Annotated in this window: 15 protein-coding genes and 1 pseudogene; 13 read left to right on the top strand and 3 right to left on the bottom strand. The window is 37.1% G+C overall.

From position 1 onward, the window contains the following. Positions 1-534 precede the first annotated feature (534 nt). Both DSM106972_RS12585 and DSM106972_RS12580 read right to left on the bottom strand, forming a co-directional pair. Positions 535-2130 (bottom strand): nickel-dependent hydrogenase large subunit, encoded by a 1596-nt coding sequence (locus DSM106972_RS12585; RefSeq protein WP_127081030.1) that lies wholly within the window; start codon positions 2128-2130, stop codon positions 535-537. Between the two features lie 110 nt (positions 2131-2240). After that, on the bottom strand, positions 2241-3203 hold the full coding sequence (locus tag DSM106972_RS12580) for an NADH-quinone oxidoreductase subunit B family protein (protein WP_127081029.1): 963 nt from the start codon (positions 3201-3203) through the stop codon (positions 2241-2243). 514 nt (positions 3204-3717) lie between these two features. Between DSM106972_RS12580 and DSM106972_RS12575 the strand changes: the two genes are divergently transcribed. From DSM106972_RS12575 to DSM106972_RS12565, 3 genes are all read left to right on the top strand, one after another. After that, complete coding sequence (locus DSM106972_RS12575; protein ID WP_127081028.1) at positions 3718-4671, top strand: tetratricopeptide repeat protein; 954 nt, start codon at positions 3718-3720, stop codon at positions 4669-4671. Positions 4672-4778: 107 nt separating this feature from the next. Beyond that, on the top strand, positions 4779-5048 hold the full coding sequence (locus tag DSM106972_RS12570; protein WP_127081027.1) for an asr0689 family protein: 270 nt from the start codon (positions 4779-4781) through the stop codon (positions 5046-5048). 18 nt (positions 5049-5066) lie between these two features. Then, positions 5067-5291 carry a hypothetical protein gene (locus DSM106972_RS12565; RefSeq protein ID WP_127081026.1) on the top strand — a complete coding sequence of 75 codons (225 nt, stop codon included), beginning with the start codon at positions 5067-5069 and terminating at the stop codon, positions 5289-5291. 43 nt (positions 5292-5334) lie between these two features. Here the strand turns inward: DSM106972_RS12565 and DSM106972_RS12560 are convergent, their stop codons facing one another. After that, positions 5335-7392, bottom strand: a complete 2058-nt coding sequence (locus tag DSM106972_RS12560; RefSeq protein WP_127081025.1) for a GumC family protein — start codon at positions 7390-7392, stop codon at positions 5335-5337. 662 nt (positions 7393-8054) lie between these two features. Here DSM106972_RS12560 and DSM106972_RS12555 point away from each other — a divergent pair. The 10 genes and pseudogenes from DSM106972_RS12555 (at position 8055) to DSM106972_RS12510 (ending at position 18858) form a co-directional block, all read left to right on the top strand. Further along, positions 8055-9352 (top strand): annotated as a pseudogene (locus DSM106972_RS12555) (glycosyltransferase family 4 protein). A 366-nt stretch (positions 9353-9718) separates the two neighbouring features. Then, the gene (locus DSM106972_RS12550) at positions 9719-10147 is read left to right on the top strand and encodes a hypothetical protein (RefSeq protein ID WP_127081024.1); all 429 of its coding nucleotides are present in this window, start codon (positions 9719-9721) and stop codon (positions 10145-10147) included. Positions 10148-10154: 7 nt separating this feature from the next. Then, positions 10155-11003, top strand: coding sequence for an ABC transporter permease (locus DSM106972_RS12545; protein ID WP_127081023.1), 849 nt, complete (start codon positions 10155-10157; stop codon positions 11001-11003). A gap of 15 nt (positions 11004-11018) precedes the next feature. Next, positions 11019-12266 (top strand): ABC transporter ATP-binding protein, encoded by a 1248-nt coding sequence (locus DSM106972_RS12540; protein ID WP_127081022.1) that lies wholly within the window; start codon positions 11019-11021, stop codon positions 12264-12266. 114 nt (positions 12267-12380) lie between these two features. Beyond that, a complete protein-coding gene (locus DSM106972_RS12535) occupies positions 12381-13535 on the top strand; it encodes a glycosyltransferase family 61 protein (RefSeq protein ID WP_127081021.1) in 1155 nt (384 codons plus the stop codon). Between the two features lie 50 nt (positions 13536-13585). Then, positions 13586-14581, top strand: a complete 996-nt coding sequence (locus DSM106972_RS12530; RefSeq protein ID WP_127081020.1) for a hypothetical protein — start codon at positions 13586-13588, stop codon at positions 14579-14581. Positions 14582-14651: 70 nt separating this feature from the next. Next, the gene (locus DSM106972_RS12525; protein ID WP_127081019.1) at positions 14652-15629 is read left to right on the top strand and encodes a hypothetical protein; all 978 of its coding nucleotides are present in this window, start codon (positions 14652-14654) and stop codon (positions 15627-15629) included. 12 nt (positions 15630-15641) lie between these two features. Further along, positions 15642-16610, top strand: coding sequence for a glycosyltransferase family 2 protein (locus tag DSM106972_RS12520; protein WP_127081018.1), 969 nt, complete (start codon positions 15642-15644; stop codon positions 16608-16610). 4 nt (positions 16611-16614) lie between these two features. Next, positions 16615-17625: a glycosyltransferase gene (locus DSM106972_RS12515; protein ID WP_201800713.1), complete on the top strand. Its 1011-nt coding sequence runs from the start codon at positions 16615-16617 to the stop codon at positions 17623-17625. Between the two features lie 36 nt (positions 17626-17661). Continuing rightward, entirely contained in the window at positions 17662-18858 is a 1197-nt protein-coding gene (locus DSM106972_RS12510; RefSeq protein WP_158632814.1) for an acyltransferase family protein, read from the top strand. Positions 18859-18874: the final 16 nt, after the last annotated feature.

Genomic DNA, 18874 nt, shown 5'->3' with positions numbered 1-18874 from the left:
AGTAGTACCAAATTGCCTGACTTGAACAAGATGTCATATTTTAAGTAACTTAACGCTTAAATTAGTATAATTTAATTATTAAACCCCAGAAATTCAGTACTTATATTGAGCCAAAGTCGGATTTTTATTTAAAAAATGAGTATATATTTAAACAAATAGAATCCTGATTGAATAGTACTACTGGTTACGGTTAGTCCTTATTTTAGAAGTGGCGCCTGTACGAGTACTACTGGTTAACGCAAACCAGTAGTACCAAATTGCCTGACTTGAAGTAAGTTAATGCTTAAATTAGTATAATTTAATTATTAAACCCCAGAAATTCAGTACTTATATTGAGCTAAAGTCGGATTTTTATTTAAAAAATGAGTATATATTTAAACAAATAGAATCCTGATTGAATAGTACTACTGGTTACGGTTAGTCCTTATTTTAGAAGTGGCGCCTGTACCCTTGGAATAGAACGGGCAAGGATGCCCATTCCACAATACAGAAGAATTAAATTTTTTGAAATACCTAAGTAACTCAATGCTTAAATTAGGCGGTTCTAAAGCGCGCTAGTTCCTCACCTGTTTTCGCATCATGAGCATGAACTGTACAAACAAGACAAGAGTCGAAAGAACGTGCAACATGTCCAACTTCTATTGGGTCAGTAGGGTTTTGAACTGGGGTACCAATTAAAGCTTCTTCAATGGGACCGCGCATTCCTTGACTATCGCGTGGTCCAATGTTCCAGTTACCAGGTGTAATAATTTGGTAGTTTTTAATTTTGCCACCTTGAACATCAATCCAATGACATAAGGCGCCGCGTGCTGCTTCAGTAGCGCCCCAACCACGTCCATCTTTTTCAGTAGGTTTAATGTACCAATCATCGTTAAGACGAAATTCGCGCAGGCAGTGTTCAGCTTGACGATAAAGTTTAACGATTTCGTGCATCCGTGCGAGTTGTCTGAGGTGAACATTGGCGCCACGCATTTTCTTAAAAACATCAAGAATAAATTCATCGCGATGCTGCCAAGACTCACCGTGTTTACCACCTGCAACAAGTTGACGAGCTAGAGGTCCAGCTTCGAGTCTACCTTGGTTTTGATGCAGTACGGCAGTTGACCAAGAGTAAGCGTTATTAAAGTCTTTCTTGTTATTAGGACTTGGTTTGGTAGTGCGGTCGAGAGGGTGAATATCAGTTTCGCTTTCTTCGTACCAAGAATGAGTCATATTTTCACGTACAAACTCTTGGTTCATGGCAGTGTGAGTATCACTAAAGCTGTCGTACACACCACCCTTCATAATCATCGCCGAATTTCGATTTTCAATAGTGGGTTTTTGATATTTAGTTTCGTGTGGTAAATATCCCCAACTGATATACCTTCCAACACCGGCGCCAAATTTGTCGAGTCCAATATCTAAACCCATTCGCCAATATAATCCCAAATCAGAATTCCAGTGTTCGGGCTTTTCATTCAACCAAGCCATAAAATCATCGTAGGTACGAATTTCTTCATACCGTTCCAACGAACACCCCAGCCACACCTCCTCAATCCAATTACGTCGGAAAAACTCTAAAATCGACCAAGCGCGTGTTACATCAGTTAAAGTTGGGGCGCACATCACACCCCCTGGTACCATGTAACTGGAGTGTGGCCACTGTCCACCAAAAAGCGCATAAATTTCTACAGGTTTTGCAGAAAGCGTTATACCCTTTTCGTAAGATTTTCCTGTAAAAGCAGAAAAACGCTTAACTGCTTCTGGGTAATAAGGACTATGACGATATTTTTCGTGCGTCAAGTCAATTGCAAACAGTCCATAGAAATAACGTGGTATACTTTGCAACGTCTCAGCTAATTGTCCCAGGTTGCGCGCCAAAATAGCATTACGTGGAACCTCTGTCCCCCAAGCAGTATCAAGCGCCCATGCTGCACTCGTTAAATGAGAGGCGCCGCAAATTCCACAAACGCGAGGTGTTACAATCAACCCAGCTTGAGGGTCTTTACCGCGTAGAATTACTTCAAAACCGCGAAAAAGTTCAGCGTGTGTCCAAGCGTTAACAACTTGTCCATCCTCTATTTCAACCCGAACATCTAAATCACCTTCCACCCTACCAACAGGTGAAATATCTAATATTTGAGTCCCCATTGTTTTCTTCTCTAGTTTGTAATTTCTGGCAACGGATAAAAGCGGATGTAACGGATGTCATTTATTGTATATCCGTTACATCCGTTACATCCGTTGCATAATCTGTTCCACTAAACAGTAAAAAAGTCTTCTTCAGCCCACTCAGGCATCGTGTCTTTTGACACCATTGTTAATATTGCGTAGCCAGTTTTATTTACACCTGGTGGTAAGTCTTTTGGTACGCCCATAAGCGTTTGCGTTTTAAAGACGCTTCCTGGTTTGAGGTCATAGAAAGGAAACTCAGGTTCAGTGCAACCAATACAAGGCATTCCCGCGCGCGTCTTTGAAGATACACGATTCCAGAGAATGCGGTTACAAGAAGAATGAGTCATGGGTCCACGACAGCCAAGGTCATAAAATAAACAACCTTTACGTTGACCAAATTCACCTGTAGAAGCTTTGTAAGCAAAGTGGATATTACGGGTACATCCAGTTTGAGTATAAGTCTTGAAGAAAGTTAGCGGACGATTAAGTTCATCGAAGGCAATGTCACCAATACGTCCAGTAGCTATTGCCACTAAAATTTGAGTTATCCAATCCGGGTGAGCAGGGCAACCGGGGATGTTAATTACAGGTAATCCTGATTTTGCTTTAAAATCTTTACCTAAAAATCCACCATGCGAGCGCTTAAGGAATTGTAAACCTTTTGATTCGCTAGGGTTAGGCGCCATAGCTGGTATACCTCCCCAAGTTGCACAGTCACCGACAGCTACAACATAGTTAGCAACTTTAGATAAATCAGCTAACCAGTCTTTCATTGGACGGTCTGCAAAACGGTTCCACTCACCAGTACCATTTGGTGCATTAACAACCGAACCCTCAAACACCAAAATGTCCAATTGTGTGTTACCCAACACACAATTCCACAACAATGTTTGAAGGTTCTCACCTAACTCCAGCCCTAGCGATGGATGCCAAAGTAAATTAATACCAAAGTCAGCTATCAAATCACAAGCTGTAGGGTCACTTGCGTTTAAAAAAGACATGGTATTTCCGGAGCAGGCGCCACCTTGCAGCCATAATACGTTAGTCATCTGTTATCTACTTTCCGATTGTTTACCAGAAACCGGGTTTTTTATTGATATCTTGTGATAAAAACAACAATTTTAGGTAAAAACCCGGTTTCTTTATCGATATCTTGTAATAAAAACAACAATTTTGGGTAAAAACCCGGTTTCGTGACTTTGCTAGTGATAATTGTATTGTATTGGATTAAATACTTTTTTTAGTGTATCTTGATTGAAAAAAACAAAATTATGTAAAGTGTTCATTAAAAACTTTTTTTATTAATAATAATGACACTAATGAACTAAAAAAGATTTGTAAAAGACCTATATAAATTTATAAAAAAATTGTTTTATATTGAGAATAGATGTATTTTGCGGAAAATTTTTGATAATTAGAATCGTCATAAACGTTAGCTGTTAACTATTAATTGTTAACCAAATCTATATATTGATTGAGGTGATAAACTAGGTTTCACGGCAAGGATAACTGTTTATTAAACCTTCTCAACTTACCTCACACAATCACGCATAAGTAGCCGTCATGTCCTTTAGTATTACAGATTCCACAGTCAAAGCGGCAATGGAAGCGATAGCATCCGATGCAACAACCGAAGAAAAGATAGTAATGCTTATCGAATTGGCACAGGGTTGTCACAAGGCGCCTAAAACACCAAAAGATTTGCGCTCGGCTGTATCACTGTACTATCAAGCATATGAGTTATGTAATAACGATTATCCTTTACTCAAAGCAAGAGCAAAAGTAGGAATGGCAGGCGCCTTACAAGCGATACCAACAGCAGGGACAGATATACTTTTACAAGCCAAAGAGTCTTATGAAGAAGCTTTGACAGTAATGTTAGCGGAAAACATCCCGCAAGAAGTCGCAGAAGTTCAAATGAATTTAGGGTTAGTATTGCAGTCGTTAGCAAACCATAACTTAGCGCGCATTACCGACAGCATTAAAGCATATCAAGCAGCATTAAAAGTCTTTACTTGGCAGGAATTTCCACAAGAGTACGCGATATTACACAATAATATAGCGATTGCATACCTTTCAATGCCTTTGTCATCAGAGAAAGAGTATCTACAGCACGGTTTAGCAGTTCAATCATTTGAAACAGCACTCAAGCACATCAACTTGATAGACCACAAGCGCGAATATGCTATGCTCCAAAATAACTTAGGCAACGCACTTCAGTATCTACCTAGTTCGCATCCAGTCGAGAATAACCTGCGCGCGCTCGCTTGCTATAACGAAGCATTAAAAGTCCGCAACTCATACGACACACCGCTTGAATATGCGAACACCATTGCCAACAAAGCCAACGTTCTATCAAACATTCCAGATAACCTAGAACACCCAGAACTAGGAAACCCCAAAAACTTGACACAAGCGCGCGAAAACTATCAGCAAGCACTTTCAATTTTCACTCAACACCAACAAACCGAGCAAGCAGAAATAGTTTCTCAAGCACTTTTAGAAATTCAAATATAGTTAGGAGTTAGGAGTTAGGAGTTAGGAGTGAAATAAAATAACTCATAACTCAGCACTCAGCACTCAGCACTCATAACTCAGCACTCATAACTCAAAGGAGAAAAACAATGGAAGAAATTATCAACGACCCGCTAATAAACAAACTGCTAACCAGTTTAGCAGTAGGCGACATCAACTTTTTTACAGGACTAGTCTGGTTAATTGTAGCCATTATAGTCTCAATGGTAGGAGGCGCCATAGGTGGTTTATTACTAGCCAGAAAAGACTTAGGCTACGAACTCTCTGCAATATTAGGAGGATTTTTTGGACCAGCAGGAGTCATACCAACAATGCTGATAGGACTTTCGGTATTAAATATACTTACACACTTAAACTAAAATTTTGAAGGAGGAAAAATGTTAGAGATAGCATGGTTTGCAACGCGGCTATTTCTCAAAGGGAAATTACTACGTGACCCAGTAAACTTTATTAAACAGGTAGTATTTGGTACAGTAATTGGTTTATTATTATTTCTGTCATTAGCACAAGTTCAAATACCATTAGGAATAACAGTTGTTGTATCAAGCTTATTAACTGGTATTATCATGCCATATTTATTCAAGAATTTCAAAATGAAATAATCGCCTCAACCCCTGCGAATTCGCGGGGGGTTGGGGGATCAGTTTAAATACCATTAACTACCAAACCCAAAACATTTACCCGTCCAATCCTTAAATTATCTAAAGTTTTCATCAAAGACGGGCGCTCTGTTTTATGTATTCTCGTCACCAACAAAACACCATCGACATGAGGTGTGAGTAGGCTAGTATCAGCAAGCCCCTCCATTTGAGGAGTATCATAGATTACTAAATCAAAACTTTTATGTAACTCTGCCATCAAGCATTTCATCGCTGTGGATGACAGCAAATTAGCAGGGTCAGAAACTTGGGAGCCAGAAGAAATTACAGATAGTTGGCCTCCATAAGGTAACTTCTGAATTGCCTCTTTAATCGGCATTTTTGTAGAAATTAAATCAGTTAGTCCCTGTTCGTTATCTATGTCGCACAGAGAATGAATTTTGGAATTTCGCAAATCTGCATCCACGAGTAATACACGTAAACCCATAGATGTAGCAATTTGAGCTAAGTGGAAAGCTACTGTTGATTTTCCTTCTCCAGCGATAGATGAACTAACCACCAAAGAACGAATTGAGCTTTCGTTACCAATTAACTGAATATTTGTGTGCAATACCCGTAAAGCTTCAACAAATCTTCCAGATTCTTCGGGTTCTCTGAGTTTTTTGACTCGACTCTCTGTAGGAATAGTCGCTAGCAATGGTAAGGGAACTTTATCCTTGACAGAATTAACACTATGATATCTTTCATCGAGCTTTTCCAACAGTAAGCCGGCGCCAACTCCGAGTAAAGAGCTTGCGACAAATCCTAGAATCAAATTACGTGGAATATTTGGTGATACAGTATCAATTGGTTTTGTAGGTGGTTGAACCAGTTCCCAACGAAGCTCTGTTTGCGCTCCTTGAATTTGTAGAGTTTCGCGCGTGGCTTGAAAGCGGTTTAGGCTATCGGTTGCAGCTTGCAATTGCCGCTGTAATTCGTTATATTGTCTTGTTAGTGCAGGTAGTTCATCTTGTTTTTTTAGTAGTTGCTGCTCAGATGCGGCTAGTTCTTGACTTTGTGACTCTAAAGTTTTAACTTGAGTCGCAGCCGAGGCATATATTATACTTAGAAAGCGCTTGGCTTCTTGTTGTAGTAAAGGCAACAAATTCTGTCTTCTTTCTTTAAGTGTCAAAATAGTTGGACTGTCATCTACGAAACGGGCTGACTCAGCAGCTATTTTTGCATCTAATTGCCTTAGTTCAATTAGTTGCTGCTGATATACAGGTGCATCTTTAAGAATTGCTAATTGTCCTTGCTCTCCCTTAAGGCTAGCAAAGTTAGACCTGGCTTCTGCCAATTTTTGATCTATCACGAGTCTTTGTTCAGATAAATTTTTAACGCGAGCGCTAATTTCTGCTGTTTGAGTATTAGGGTCATAAAAGCTGTACTTTTGACGAAATATTTGTTGGGCTTTTTGTAACTGAGCAACTCGACTTTGTAGAGGTTTTAGCTGTTGTTCTACAAATTGTACTCCTTGACGCAGCCTCGTTTGCCTTTGCTCACGACTATACTTGAGGTAAGTACTAGCTAGTTTATCCAGTACTTGTTTGACTTCTTCAGAATTTTTACTTTTGTAGCGAGTTTCTATAATCTTGGTTTCGCCCAAACGAGTTACTGTTAAAGATTGAGTCAGAGTATCATAGTCAATTTCTGGATGAGAAACTTGCAGTTGACTAACAACCTCTTTTATCAATTTGGGACTTTTGAGAATCTGGATTTGTGTTTCATAATCCAATTGTGGTTGAACTGTATTCTTATTTTCAGTTGGAGTTAGATTCGATAAAGCATTTTCATTATTGACAGGAGGTTCCACTAATAAACGGAAATTCCCTTCATATTCTGGTTTCTGCCTCATTGTCATTCCAGCAACACCAGCTATTAATACAGTCGTTACTCCAGTAATCATTAATCCACGTCGCTTTAAAATACCGAAGTAATCACGCAAGCTCAACACACTCTCTTGCCCTTCAGGTAGTACTAACGCTTGGGTTACAATTGGTTGAGATTGGATTGCTAAATTCTCATCCATATTAGAAATTGAGAGCTTAGAAGAATTACTCATCATTATATTTATGCTTGTTTACGATTGTACGGCTATAATTTATCTCAAAACCTTTATCAAACTCGCTTCTAATTAAAAATTAAACAGAGAAAAAGATTACAGTTAAAATCAGTTTTTGTTAGAATAGATAGCGCATCTCTTAATCGCTGATAGTAACTACTAGAGTTAGCAATCTGCTTCCGGATTAATTTATATCATATGATATTCATTTCTACTTTAATATATTTAATAATAAAAAAAATAATAGTATAGTTTTCCAGAATACTAGACTCTATTATTTATATTTTTTATTCAAGAAAATTATGTGTTTTGTTTTGTAAGTAACATATATATGTTACTTGTTTACTAGAGGTTTAAATTTCTCTATAATATATGAATTTATGCAAAAGTTTTTTTGATTGTATTTAAAATACTTAATTATCATATAGGTTATGTGTAACTTGATAAACAGTGCTAGTAAACTTTTTTTAGACTTTATTCTATTTTAGAATATTGTTTAATATTCCTGACAAAAATTACTGATGCATATCCTCCATTAGGAATACTTAATTAGTATGATAAATAAATGATGGAGTCGCATAAATGCTTTAAAGCATAGATGTTTAAGAGTTATTTATATAGTGATTAATTAAATGTAAAAACATTTAAACAGGATAATAAAGGTAATGAAATCGCATAGTCAAGGTTCAAAAAAATTGTTGCCTCAATTCACTCGCTCAAAACTAGATTTGCAGCGTTATAACAGTATTAAACTCTCAGTAATCACTCAATTCTTTCCTCCAGACTTTGCGGCAACAGGGCAACTAATTGAAGAACTGGTAAAACAATTAGGTTCTTTGGGTGTAGATGTTGATGTTTTTACTGGTCAACCTGGGTATGCGTTCCAAACTCATGAAGCTCCTGCTATTGAAAAATCAGCTGGAGTTACAGTTAAGCGCTCGCGTACCTCAAAACTTTGGCCAAAGCGAGTCCGAGGTAAAGCTATGAATGGGGTTCTGTTCGTAATACGTGCTGCCCTCCACGTGCTAAGGCATTACCGTCATCGTAATGTACTGCTAGTAACCACGGCGCCGCCATTCCTACCGTTTCTGGGATATTTAGCTCATTTATGTACTCGTATTCCTTACATTTGCTTGCTCTACGACTTGTACCCAGACATCGCAGTTGCCTTGAAAGTAATTCCCCAGAATCACTGGCTTGCAAAAATTTGGCAGAACCTAAATATACGAGTTTGGCGCCAAGCCAAAGAAATAGTGGTTCTTAGTCCAAATATGAAGGAACGAATTTTGTTGCTATTTGTCCAGAAATAGAAAATAAAATATACGTGATTCATAGCTGGGCGAATTCAAAAGCAATTGTACCTATCGCTAAGAAAGAGAACTGGTTTGCTTGGAAACATAATTTAGTCGATAAATTTACCGTTCTCTATTCTGGTAACATGGGACGCTGCCACGATATGAATACAATTATCGAAGCAGCCAAAGAACTTAAAGATGAACCAATTCAGTTTGTCTTTATTGGAGATGGTGCGAAACGTAAGGAAGTTATGCAAGAAGCAGAGCTATTCGGATTAACTAACTTTATTTTCCTACCGTATCAAGATAAACAGGTACTGCCTTACTCCTTGACAGCCTGTGATTTGTCATTGGTCAGTATAGATATGGATATGGAAAGCTTGGTTGCTCCCAGTAAACTTTATCCAGCTTTAGCTGCCGGACGACCAGTAGCAGTGATTTGCTCTAAGGATTCCTATCTTAGAGAACTAATAAAAAATGCTAAATGCGGTAGTAGCTTTGAAAATGGTGATGGACATGGTTTAGCTGAATACATTCGACTGCTCAATAGTAATACTCTGTTGGTAGAGGAAATGGGTAAGGAAGGACGCGAGTACTTGCAGACAAATTTTACCCCAGAAGTAATATCAAAGGAATATCTCAAGGTAATACGTGAGAGTATTACTTAACTGTAAGCGGCGTTGCAGAAACTATTTCGATGGGGAGAGTAAGGTGGGCACTGCCCACCCTACCAAAATGTATAAAAAGGCATTGACAAAATTCTATTGAGATGAATAAATAAAAGTGTTTAAATATGTAATTACTTTGGTTATAATCTATCAATTTAAAATGGAAAATCTACAAAATAAGACGAGATTTATTCCTGATTAAATCGCTCATATTCGTATTAAATAGTAGATTTAAAGGAAAGCTAAATAAAACTCAAATATCTTGCGATAACTAGGAGTTGGGCTTCGACGGTCTTTTTGATCTCAGTCCCTCCACCGCAACCTTCTTCTTGTCCATTTTGTATTAAATGATAAGGGGGGCGCTCAGTGCAGAGAAGGTGTGACAAAAATCGGAAACGTTCAAAACGTAGAGCAATTTACTGTCCAATACATGGGTGTTACATCGACAGTGTAAGTCAAAAGTATAAGTTATACGTTGACAAACCAGGACAACTACAACAACGGGGAGTCAGCCGCTTAAATGCCTTAATTTTAGTGGCAACCCAAACCGCAGTTGCTCTAGATGGGGAATGGCTAGAAGCATTTTGGTGTACACATTGTCAGAAAACAGAATGGTATTACGTCAAAAAGCTAGATAATCAAATATTTGATATATCGCTGGCACCCTCTGATCTGTGGCAACAAGCAATAGGAGTAACTAATCCTGATGGTAATCCTTCCGTCGGGGAGTTTACACGTAGACAGGCTCGCATGAATAGTTGCCGAAGTATGAAAGATTTTGTATTTGTAGGTTAAGTCAACTATGAGAAATCGAGATATCACCCCAAAAAAACCAGAGTTGGTGATTGAGGCTGGACGCGCGGAGAAGCAGTACTGGAAAGATTTATGGCGCTACCGAGAACTGTTTTACTTTTTAGCATGGCGAGACATTCTCGTGCGGTATAAACAAACAGTGATTGGTATGGCTTGGGCACTTATTCGTCCATTTCTAACAATGGTGGTGTTTACAGTCGTGTTCGGTCAATTGGCAAAACTACCTTCCCAAAGTGGCGCCCCTTACCCAATTTTAGTGTTTGCAGCAATGCTACCTTGGCAGTTCTTCTCTAGCTCGCTTGGAGAGTGCAGCAACAGTTTAATTGCTAATGCTAACTTGGTTTCCAAAGTGTATTTTCCTCGCTTAGTAGTACCAACAAGCGCAGTAGTCGTCTGCTTTGTAGACTTTTTAATTTCGGGAATAATTATGCTAGGACTAATGGCATGGTATAACTATGTTCCCACTTGGCGCATTCTCACACTGCCATTGTTTATAGGAGTCGCCTTTGCTGCTTCGATGGGAGCGGGGCTTTGGTTGGCCTCTCTAAATGTTAAATACAGAGACTTCCGCTACGTTGTTCCGTTTATTATGCAGTTTGGTCTGTATATCTCGCCAGTTGGATTTAGTAGTACTATAGTTCCAGAAGAATGGCAGTTGCTCTACTCGTTGAACCCAATGGTAGGAGTAATTGATGGCTTTCGCTGGGCAATTTTAGGAGGCGAATCAAAACTATATCTACCAGGTTTTTTCCTCTCTTTAGGGCTGGTAGTCTTATTGTTCATTAGTGGGATTTGGTATTTCCGTAAGACGGAACGAACTTTTGCAGATGTAATTTAGGCGGGAGTAAAGCAAGTGTCAGATACGGTAATACGGGTTAGAAACTTAGGTAAAAAATACGTTATTGGGCACAAGCAAGAAGGTGGTTACACATCTTTGCGCGATGTACTTACTAATCGAACCAAGGCTTTGTTAAACCCATCTCAATTCAAGTCAAAAACCCGAAGCCATAAAGATGAATTTTGGGCGCTTAAAGATTTATCTTTTGACATTAAACAAGGCGATAAAGTTGGCGTTATTGGTCGTAATGGTGCAGGCAAATCAACCTTACTAAAAGTTCTTAGTCGGATTACAGAACCTACAAAAGGACGTATCAACGTTAAGGGACGAATTGCTAGTTTATTAGAGGTAGGTACAGGATTTCACCCAGAACTGACGGGTAGAGAAAATATGTACTTGAATGGCGCCATTCTTGGAATGAGTAAAGCAGAGATTCAGCAAAAATTTGATGAAATAGTTGCTTTCGCTGAGGTAGAAAAGTTTTTAGATACACCCGTAAAACGTTATTCATCTGGGATGTATGTACGCTTGGCGTTCGCGGTAGCGGTACATTTAGAACCAGAAATTTTGGTAATAGATGAAGTTTTGGCTGTAGGTGATGCACAATTTCAGAAAAAATGTTTAAATAAAATGTCTGAAGTAGCCAAACAAGGTAGAACTATTTTATTTGTTAGCCACAATATGTCAGCCATTAGAAGTCTATGTAATGTTGGCTTAGTTTTATCAAAAGGAACTCTCAAAGATATTGGCGAAATTACTGAGGTTACTGATAGATATCTTGCTGATGTTGAACGTTTTAATCTTAGTAATACCGAAGTTGAAACAAAATCATTTTATGTTAAAGAAGTTAAAGTTTATACATCTGCTAGCCCAGTCCTTAAAACTTTCGACTTGGCTAATATAAAAGTCGCTTTTTCGGGTAAAGAAGATGTTATTGAACCTGACGTTTATATTTCTATTTGCTCTCTAGATGGTCATAGAATAGTGGGAATGAATTTTAGAGATTTTCAAGAGATTCCGTTACTTGCAGCTGGAAAAGTTGCTGAGGTTACTTTTTCTATAGATTCATTACCTTTATTACCAGGTCAATATCAATTAGAAGTTCAAATAAAAGACCTGCAAAAAAGTAAATTTGAGCTTCTCGATCAAACTTTTCCTCTAGAAGTTGTGGAAACCCCAATTTATGGAGGTCGTCAACTAGATAAAGCTTGGTTTGGTCATATTGGGTTAAAGGTAAACAGTTCAGTGCAAATCATTAATTAGAAGTCATAATTTTTATAAACCTGTCTAAGGGTTTGCAGATCAGTTAGTTATCAGATTCAATATTTGATAACTACTCATTTAATAGTAATTTTATTAGATATAAATAAAGGTCGTATGAAAAGTTTATTAGTAGCTCTCAAAAACGTTTTACGTCAATTTCCATTTATAATGCCAAAAGGAATTGTATATTCTGCTAAAGATTGGATTAATGAAAACAACTATTATACTAATTGGTGTACTCAAACAAATAGTAGCTGGTATATAAATGCTTATCCAGAAAATATTATTTATTATTCTAAACCAAATAGTATATATAATGAATTAAATGTTTATTTTAAATCTGAATTAATCAAAAAGCATCTAGAGGTAAATCTTTATTATTTTCAAGGCGCCTATGTTTTTTCAGATTATGGCAATGTTATCTCCAAAGACAATAAAGTATTTGATGAGTTTTGCCATTACTTCGGTACTAATGATATTAAAAAAGGAAATATTTTTAAACCTTTTGCCACATTTAAAACTCAAATCGAAAAAATAAAGTCTAATACGGCAGTAATAGCTACTCCAGATTCTAGTAATTATTATCACTGGATGATGGATAGTCTTCCAAGACTCCATTTATTAGAAAAATTTATTGACTCTATCGACTATTTTATAGTCCCTGAAAAACTATATAGTTTCCACATTGAGTCACTCAAATACTGGGGGATCGAAGAAGATAGATTAATTAAAATGAAAAAAACAGATAAAATATATTTTGAAAACCTGTATGTTCCTTCGCTTCCGGGTAGTGTAGGTAATTCCCCTTTATGGGCAGTAGAGTATGTTAGACAAAAATTTATTAATGATAATAACGACTGTTTATCAAAAGAATATGTATATCTTTCTAGAATAAATGCTAGAGAACGCCACATTATTAACGAAAATGAAGTTATAGAATTATTAAGAAACAGAGGGTTTCAAATCTATGAAATGTCTGAGCATACACTAGCAGAACAAATTAAAATTATTCGTAACGCTAAAATCATAGTTTCTGCTCATGGTGCAGCTTTGACTAATTTATTATTTGCTAGTAATTGTCAGGTACTAGAAATATTTTCTCTAGATTGTATCCGACCAGATTGTTACTTTACTTTAGCTAGTCAACTGGGGCTAGATTATTGGTATTTAATGGGTGAAAACTACCACGATGGTAAAAAACTAGCTTGGGGTGATATGTATCTCAATACCAATAATTTAACATTAACGTTAGATAAAATATTGAGTTAGCAATAAAAAAAAATCTTAATTCAAATTTTAGTTGTTTATAAACCAAAATTATGAAAACTATGATACCAGTTTATTTTTACATTCCACAGAATGATTTACCTAATAATGAAATACCACCAGATTTAGACATAAACGAAATAGATGCTTATTTACAACCATTTGGTACATCTACAATATACAGTTGGACATTACAAACTTATCTTCGACTAAGGGCTAGTGGTTTCCCATGCAAGCTCACAAGTGTCATACCTGAAGAAGGGATACTTATTGCTTCTAGGGGTAGTCTTTCATTTCGACTTAAACCAACATCAAAGTTGCTAATTGTTTGTTTACTAGCAGATGGTGGTTTTCATGCTTGGACACAACTTCACGTTGTACAAAACTATCGACAATCAAAAATTACTAAAGATAGTTACTATATACCACATTGGCCTCAACCAGGTTTAATCCCACGTAGTAATACACGAGGCGAATTATTTGAGAATGTTGCTTATTTCGGCGATGTAGCAAATTTAGCCCCAGAATTTCAAAGCCCATTATGGTTGGAAGAAATACAATCTCTTGGTTTAAATTGGCATGTAATATCACCAAGTCGTTGGAATGATTACAGCGATATTGATGCAATTGTTGCTGTTCGTTCATTTAACAAGCAAGACTACATTCATAAACCTGCTACAAAATTATACAACTCTTGGCTAGCCGGAGTACCAGCAATTCTTGGTCATGAATCTGCTTATCAAAGTGAACGAAAGAGCGAATTAGACTATATAGAAGTAACTTCTCCTAGCGAGATAATTTCGGCTTTGAAACGTCTTCGCGATCATAAACAACTGCGTCAAGCAATTATGGAAAATAGCCGAGTCCGTAGTCAAGAAATTAATTTTACAAATCTGGTAGTAAGATGGTGTGATTTTATCACCCAAATAGCCATCCCAGAATATGAACGCTGGAGTGCAGCATCCCATTTAAGTCAACAATATTTTTTCATACAGAAATATTTAAGCTTAAGAATAAATGGTGTTAAGCATCGATTATTTTCTTCCTAGCTCGGATAATTGGTGTACTTGCTACTAGTTTTATCAAGAAGTTTAACCTTAAGAATTTTAGGAAATTTGAATGACTCAAAATCAATCGAGAGCAGTTTTAGCTATCGCCACTGGTAAACCCGTTTATATACAGATGGCGGTCAATTTGGCGCGCTCTTTTAAATGGTGGCATAAAGATAGCTCAATTAAATTCTTTTTAGCAACTGACCAGAAGAATTTACTTCCCAATGATTTATCAGATATTGAGATTATTGAAGTACAATCTGGACAATATGGGCAAGGTTTTTCTCCAAAGTTGCATTTAGATAAACTGGCGCCAGCACAGCAGACTCTTTTTATTGATGCAGATTGTTTGTGCGTCGGTTCCTTGGAATCTGTTTTTAATCGCTTTGCAGGTCGCGCGGTTTCTGTAGTTGGAACAACAATTTCCCAAGGTGAATGGTTTGGCAATGTTGCCGCAGTTTGCCAACGTTTTGGCGTGCCAGCACTACCTAAGTTCAATGGCGGTATTTACTATTTGGAGAAGGGTGAAGAAAGCGATAGAATCTACGCTAAAGCACGTGAATTAGAACCACAATACGATGAGATTGGTTTGGTGAGGTTGCGAAACCGCCCGAATGATGAATTGCTAATGGCAATCGCAATGGCATTACACAATCAAACTCCAATTCTTGATGATGGGTCAATTATGAGTGATCCCCAGGCTTGTCAAGGAGGTGTATTTATTGATGTCCTAAAAGGTAAATCAAAACTAATTAATCCACCAGCACCTAATCCCAAACATCAAGCTTGGTATCCTTTCACTGAAGTAAATCCAGTTGTAGTGCATTTTTTAGACTATTACACAGCAATTTATCCTTATACGCGCGAAGAATTACGTTTAGAATTAGTATCTGCCAAAAAATGGTCTGTCTGTGCAGCTGATATGTGGACAACTTTGTTTTGCTCTATTCCTAACGTTAGTGTTCGCACCTTCAAAGATGGCTTGCGACCAATATATAGGAAACTTTTTGGTACAAATTCTGTATCAGTATCTAACCGAATATAATTGTTGAAGTAAATGGACGTTTCTGTCATTATTCCTACATACAATCGCCTTTGGAGTCTTCCCAAAGCTATAGAATCTTGCCGCCATACTCGGTGCCAAACTGAAATCATTGTAGTTGATGATGGCAGTACAGATGGTACTTGGGAATGGCTGCAAACTCAACCAGACATTATCAGTATACATCAAGATAACTGGGGTAAATGCTGGGCAGTTAATCGCGGTTTTGCAATTGCGAAAGGCGAGTATGTACGTTTTTTAGATTCCGATGACTGGCTTGCTTCAGAAGCTATTGATAAACAATTTGCATTAGCAATAGCTCAAAAAGCAGATGTAGTTGTTAGTGGTTATGAAACTTATTCAGAGGAAGAAAAACTACTAAATCAAGTAGAGTGGGTTGAATGCGATGATTTTATTGCTCAACAATTGGGCGAATGTGATAGCTCTCACTACTCTGCTTATTTATTCCGTAGAGAATTTATCAAAGATATTCCCCATCGTCCAGACTTCGCTTGGCGCGATGACCGCCTGTTCGTTATTGAAGTGGCAATGGCAAACCCATTGATCGCAATCTACAAACAGGCTGCTTTTTGTCATCGTCATCATTCTCAAGGACGCTTACAGTTTCCTCAAGGGATGAGAACAGTTGCTACAAATCTACAACACATCACTATCTATAAAAAGATTCTAAGCAAACTTGCTGCTTCATGTGAGCTTACTTTACGGCGCCGACAAGCTGCTTGTACAATTCTTTGGCCCTTGGCTCATTGGATTGCTTATAGCCATTTAGACGAAGCTTGCGAAATTGTTGACTGGATTTACAGTTTAAACCCAGAATTTCAACCACTAGAAACAGGTCTACTAGGCAAATTATACAAAAACTTAGGCTTTCGACAAACACAAAAAATATTATGGCTACGTCGAAACATTTTGGGTTTGTTTAGCCGAAATACAAATACAAAGCTTTATAATTTTACAACATAGTACGATGATGCCTCTAAATATTTTCTACGAAGAACCAAATGAAGATCGGTGGCTACCATTTGACCGCTATCCACGTCAGGTCATTCGCCGTTTAGTAAGAGGTAAACCAAGAGTAGGTGGTCAAAAGCGAGTTTTCTTAAACCTCTGTGCAGGATTAGATCGGCTTGGTGTTTCTTATAAAGTAAATGATTACAAATATATCCAAAAGCACCCAGAGGAAATTGCTTGTATCATTGGTAAACCCTATGTTTTAGATAAAATTTCATGGAAAAACCCAATCATTTTTGGACCATCAGCATTCTCACATCCCTATGATGACTTAAATTTGCTTCAGCGTTTACCAGTTAAAAAAGTTTTGGTTCCGGGTGAATGGATGAAAAAAATGTGGGAGCCATACTACGGATATTCTGTTGTCGCTTGGCCTGTTGGAATTGATACAGATGCATGGGTGCCAGCTTCTTTAGAAGCCAAAGACATCGACATTCTGCTCTATGACAAAATTTTGTGGGAACACGACATTTATGAAAATGAATTAATAACTCCTATCAAAAATCTTCTAGAGCAGAAACAGTTAAAAGTGGCAAATATTCGCTATGGCTTTTATAAAGAACAGGAATTTCACTCATTGCTTAATAGAAGCAAAGCAATGATTTTTCTTTGTAAACATGAAACTCAAGGAATTGCTTATCAGCAAACTCTTTCCTGTGGTGTTCCAATCTTAGCTTGGGATAAAAGTGGGTTCTGGGATGATCCAAGCTTTTTCCCTGAGCGAGTGCAATTTGCTCCTGTTAGTTCAGTTCCTTATTGGGATGAACGTTGCGGAGTTAAATTTATGGATATCCATGAATTTCCTACTAAGTTAGAAGAATTCCTTGATCAACTCAACCGTCAAGTATTTTATCCTCGTGATTATATTCTTGAAAATTTAACATTAGAGGCATCTGCTCAATGGTATATCGATATTGTGAAAAAAGTACAATCTGACATAGATTCATTAACAAAAAATATTACGTAATAAATTTATCTCTCTATGAGTAACCCTGTATTTTCTATGAGTTCAAAAAAGCCTGTTAAGTTTGACTTTGGTCTCGAAGGATTACGAGGGGTACTTGCGATTTTGGTTGGTTTGAGTCATGCGCTTATTCCTTATCTTTTAGACCCAGGATATTATCCAGATATTTACTGGCTAAATGTAGGACAAATTGCAGTTCTAACTTTTTTTATTATATCGGGTTACGTAATTGGTTTAACCAACCAAAAGGAATATTCTCACTCTAGGGCAAATCAATATTTACTGAAACGAGTTATCCGACTAATACCAATTTATATAATTGCTGTTATACTGGGTATTTTAGCTCGTCCAGAAGCATCTTTTGCAAAAGTTATAGGTAATTTATTTCTCTTACAAAATATCTTTGTTCCGAGGTTGGATGGAAATAATCCAGTCTGGACTTTAAACTACGAGGTTGTCTACTATTTATTATTTATTCCCATTTGGGCGTTTCGTATTAAACTAAGATATTGTTTTTCATTTTGTATTTTTCTGAGTATACTTGCTTGGTTTGTATTTGAACCATCAATAATATTTTCTTATGCATCAGGCTTTATCTTCTGGTTATTTGGGTTATGGCTTTCTTGGAGAACACAATCAAACCATTATCCAGTAAAAATTCCATTACTTTCTTATTTGTTGCTAATTTACGTAAATAGCAGCTTAAATTTTGGACAAATTGTAATGAATTTGCTTGGTTATAAGGGAGTATCTGTTGGACAAGTAAGTATGATTGATATAATTAATGCATTTTGCTTATCTGTTGTAATTGTTTCATTAGTGACACGTAGAGAATTTCCTGCGCTCAAATGGATTAATTTAATTTGCTTTTTAATGCCTGTTGTAGTAATGCTAATTTTGTTAGCTACTGGGCGTATTTTAGAACCAAGATGGATACCATCTATTATTTTGTACTCGCTAGCTATAGCAACGTACCAATGGAAAATTGATTTGGAATTTTTAATAAAATTCAAATTAATCGGAAGTGTTTCATATGCATTCTACTTAATACATACTCCTGTGCTGTTTTTCATTCGAGATTATTCCTCATTTTCCGGGGATGTATTTACTTACTTTATTCGTTTCTTAATTTGGCTTTTAATTTCCATATCTGTTTCTATCTTTTTAGAATTAGTTATGCAGCCTGCAATCAAAAATAAATTGTATCATTTATTTTCACTCAATAAAGCTGCCTAGCGAAAAACCTTATAGA

The organism is Dulcicalothrix desertica PCC 7102, assembly GCF_003991905.1.
In the GTDB taxonomy this organism is placed as follows: Bacteria; Cyanobacteriota; Cyanobacteriia; order Cyanobacteriales; family Nostocaceae; genus Dulcicalothrix; species Dulcicalothrix desertica.
Note: the sequence above shows the minus strand (reverse complement) of the source record. Positions and strands in the feature narration are given on the sequence as shown.